The organism is Propioniciclava sp. MC1683 (assembly GCF_014164675.1).
Classification (GTDB): domain Bacteria; phylum Actinomycetota; class Actinomycetes; order Propionibacteriales; family Propionibacteriaceae; genus Propioniciclava.
In genome coordinates this window covers 1-3560 of the sequence record NZ_JACJFX010000073.1, presented here as the reverse complement: position 1 = coordinate 3560, position 3560 = coordinate 1, and the positions used below count along the sequence as shown (strand labels likewise).

The following is a 3560-nucleotide window of genomic DNA, read 5'->3' as shown; positions in this document are numbered from 1 at the left end:
GACGACCCCGCTGTCGCACTCAACTGCGCTGACTCACACTCGCGGCTCGACAGCCGCGGCGGCGTCCCACCCGCCACCCACGTCCAACCCGCCGTCAGATAGACGCCTTGTTCAGCAGGCTCCTAGGAGTTCGGGTTCCTCCCAGATTCCTGACGGGTAGACGTCGGCCCGGATCATTGCTTGCGGGTCGAACCCTGCCCGCAGGAAAGCCTCGTCCAGCTCCGCCAAGTACGAAGCGATCCGCGCGACGCGCGGCTCGTCGATGACCTGGATCATCTCCTCGTCCGGATCACCGACCGGCTGGCCACCGAAGATCACGTCGGATGCGATGGAGCTATCCGGCTCGGCCGATCCCGTGAGCAGCCAGTGCACGCCGTGCCAGGCCTTGTCGATGTCCACCGAGGTGACGTCGTCGTCCGATTCGAGGAGGTCCTCGATCAGTTCAGGGTCTGCGATGAGCGCATCGGCGTACAGGCGGTCGCGTCGGTAGGCGACCCAGATCATTCCCATACTCGGCAGCCTGGCCTGGCCGGGCCCGCGGCGTCCAGAGAAGTAGGCCAGGACGTGCGGACCGCAGCCCTACTGCAGGTCGACGTGCTTGGGGTTGTCGTACTCGTCGACGCCGGGATCGGTGGTGAGCTGCTCCCACACCTCGTCGGGGGTGCGCTCGCCGACGGTGCCGGTGACGGTGTACTCCTCGCCCGCGCCCTCGTAGCGGATGCGCACGAGGTCGCCGTCGATGCGGGCCTCGACGGGTCCGGTGATGACGCCGACGTCGTCGGTCATGATGCCGCCGGGAGGGGCGGTGAAGTGCTGGGTCATGGGGTCCTCCGTCAGGCTGCGCAGGTGTTCAGCATCGAGTCGAGCGCCGACTTCTCGGGAGCCGACACGGTCAGGGCGTACTTCGTCTTGATCGCGATCCACCGCTTCGCGTACAGGCAGTGCGCCGCCTGGTTCGGCGGCTTCCAGAGGTCGGGGCCCTTGTCGCCCTTGCTCTGGTTCGCGCCGTCGTCCACGGCGATCACCTCGAGCTGGTCGTTGGCGAAGGCGGTCCGTTGGGTCGTCGTCCATGATGCGGCTCCGGCTCTCCACGCCTCGGCGAGGGGGACGATGTGGTCGACGTCGACGTCGCTCTTGTCGTACAGCGTGACCACCGTGTAGGCGTCCAGCCACGTGCCGGACAGGATGTCACAGGCGCTGGTGTAGGCCACGTTCCGGCCCTCCCGCCACAGGGCGGCCTGGCGGATGTCGCAGGTCGCGACGGGTTCCGAGGGCCAACCCCAGGAGTCGGCGTCCCGCCAGTGCGGGAACAGGGCGCGGTCGTAGCCGACCATGGTTCCCGGCGCCTGGACGGACAGGCCGGCCAGGGCGTTGCGCGACTGGGCGGCACCCGGCACGGCGAACCCGTTCGCCAGTTGGTTGGCGGCCTCGACGTCGGGGCCGGGCTGCGGCTCGGGCTCCGGGTAGGGGGCGCCGCACTGCTCGGTCAGGGGAGCGGTGCCCCCGTTCACGAACCGGTACAGGAACGCCGCCATCGCGTCGCGGTTGATCGGCTGCAGGGGGCGGTACTCCCGCTGGTCGCCTACGCCCCAGCCGGTCGAGATGCCCGTCGTGGCAAGCCACTCGATCTCGGCGTAGAACTGCGTGCCCGGGGGGACGTCGACGAAGCTCTGGGTGGTGGGCGTGAACGCGGGCGCCCCGGCCAGGCGGTACAGGAACGCGGCCATCGCGTCGCGGTTGATCGGGCTGACCGGCCGGTACTTGAACGTGCCCGGGGCCCCCTCCACCTCCCAGCCGGTGCTGATGCCCTGGGCGGCGGACGCTTGGCTCGATGCTAGGCCTAGTCAGGGCTGTGTGGGCCCGATCTCGACTACTGGCTGTAGTGGAGCGGTCGGGTGGGGGCGGGGTGGGCCCGAGGCGTCCATGTTCAGCGGCCGGGTCGATCGGGTACTTTCTGCACGTGAAGACCCCGCGCCCCTGGCAGTTGATCGGCATCGCCGCTGTCGTGGTCGTCGCGCTCGTCGCCGTGTGGTTCCAGTGGAACAACCGGCCGAGGGTCATCCCGGCCGTGGACTCGGCCACCCTGCGCGAGGCGATCACGACCGACGAGCTGATGGCGCACATCCACGAGCTCGAGCGCATCGCCGACGCGAACGACGGCAACCGGCAGGCGGGGACGCCGGGGTACGAGGCGTCCATGGCCTACGTCGAGGCGCAGCTCAAGGAGGCCGGCTACGAGACCCGGCGCCAGGAGTTCTCCTACGAGCGGAGCGGGATCGTCGACGCGTCGGTCGCCGTGGGCCCCGGCGGGGAGCAGGCGCTGACGATGGGGGAGGACTTCCAGCCGCTCGGCGGATCCGGGAGCGCCGCCGGCCGCGTGACGGCCGTCGACGTGAACCTCGAGGGGGACCGGCGCTCCTCGAGCGGGTGCCAGGCGGACGACTTCGAGGGGTTCCCGGCCGGGGACATCGCCCTGCTGCAGCGCGGCTCGTGCACCTTTCTGGCCAAGACCCTCAACGCGCGTGAAGCCGGGGCGAGCGCCGTCGTGGTGTTCAACCAGGGTGACGCGGATGACCGCACGGGCGTGTTCATGGGCCAGGTGCAGGACGCCGACCTCGACATCCCGGTCGTGACGACCACCTATGACCTGGGCGCCTCGTGGGCGACCCAGCCGACCGAGCTGGCCCTGAGCGTCGAGTGGCGGGAGGGCAGGGTCGAGACCGCCAACGTGCTCGCCGACCTGCCCGGCACCAGCGGCCGGACCGTAGTCGTCGGCGCCCACCTCGACGGGGTGTCCAGTGGGGCAGGGATCAACGACAACGGGTCCGGGGTCGCGGCGGCCCTCGAGGTGGCCCGGCACCTGGCCGAGCTGGGTGTGCAGCCGGAGCACGGCGTCCGGTTCGCGTTCTGGAGCGGCGAGGAGGACGGGTTGTGGGGGTCGACCCACTACGTCTCCGGCCTGGACCGGGCCGCGCAACGCGCCACCGAGGTCTACCTCAACCTCGACATGGTCGGCTCACCCAACCCGACGCCGTACGTGTACGCCGGCTTCGGCGAGCGCGACCACCCGGTCGGGAAGGTCATGGCCGACTACCTCCGCGAGCAGGGGGCCGAGCCCGTCGACGCCACGTTCGAGGACAGCGACCACCGGCCGTTCCTGTACGCCGACATCCCCGTCGGCGGGCTGTTCACCGGGGCCTACCTCGACGAGGGGGCCGGCGTGCCTGATCCCTGCTACCACGAGTCCTGCGACCGGGCCGACAACATCGACCCCGACATGCTGGGCCTGATGGCCGACACGCTGGCGCACGGGGTGCTGGCGGTGGCCCGGCCCGCCTAGGGCGTGTCGCGTAACTGGTCTCGTAGGCAGATGATGGTGCTGGCCAGGACGAGGCCGGCGCGGTAGTTGTGAGCGAGTTTGTCGTAGCGGGTGGCGATGGCGCGGAACTCCTTGATCCGGTTGAAGAAGCGTTCCACCACGTTCCTGCCCTTGTAGATGGTGGGATCGAAGGCAGGTGGGCGACCGCCGCGGCTGCCCTTGGCCTTGCGACGGGCGATCT

The 3560-nt window shown here is 70.1% G+C and carries 5 protein-coding genes; 1 reads left to right on the top strand and 4 read right to left on the bottom strand.

The window, feature by feature from the left end; all coding sequences use genetic code 11:
- Nucleotides 1-111: 111 nt before the first annotated feature.
- The 3 genes from H5397_RS17140 to H5397_RS17130 form a co-directional block, all read right to left on the bottom strand.
- Nucleotides 112-510: a DUF1877 family protein gene (locus tag H5397_RS17140; RefSeq protein WP_182818938.1), complete on the bottom strand. Its 399-nt coding sequence runs from the start codon at nucleotides 508-510 to the stop codon at nucleotides 112-114.
- A 69-nt stretch (nucleotides 511-579) separates the two neighbouring features.
- Complete coding sequence (locus H5397_RS17135) at nucleotides 580-822, bottom strand: hypothetical protein (protein ID WP_182818936.1); 243 nt, start codon at nucleotides 820-822, stop codon at nucleotides 580-582.
- 11 nt (nucleotides 823-833) lie between these two features.
- Entirely contained in the window at nucleotides 834-1787 is a 954-nt protein-coding gene (locus H5397_RS17130) for a DUF1524 domain-containing protein (RefSeq protein WP_182818934.1), read from the bottom strand.
- A 173-nt stretch (nucleotides 1788-1960) separates the two neighbouring features.
- Here H5397_RS17130 and H5397_RS17125 point away from each other — a divergent pair, with 173 nt between their 5' ends.
- Nucleotides 1961-3340 (top strand): M20/M25/M40 family metallo-hydrolase, encoded by a 1380-nt coding sequence (locus H5397_RS17125; RefSeq protein ID WP_182818933.1) that lies wholly within the window; start codon nucleotides 1961-1963, stop codon nucleotides 3338-3340.
- Here H5397_RS17125 and H5397_RS17120 read toward each other — a convergent pair.
- On the bottom strand, nucleotides 3337-3560 hold a 224-nt coding region (locus tag H5397_RS17120), incomplete at its 5' end, for a transposase (RefSeq protein WP_182818931.1). The genes H5397_RS17125 and H5397_RS17120 overlap by 4 nt on opposite strands.

Coding starts and splice junctions, on each gene's coding strand:
- H5397_RS17140 (WP_182818938.1), bottom strand. CDS start 510: ATGGGAATGATCTGGGTCGCCTACCGACGCGACCGCCTGTACGCCGAT.
- H5397_RS17135 (WP_182818936.1), bottom strand. CDS start 822: ATGACCCAGCACTTCACCGCCCCTCCCGGCGGCATCATGACCGACGAC.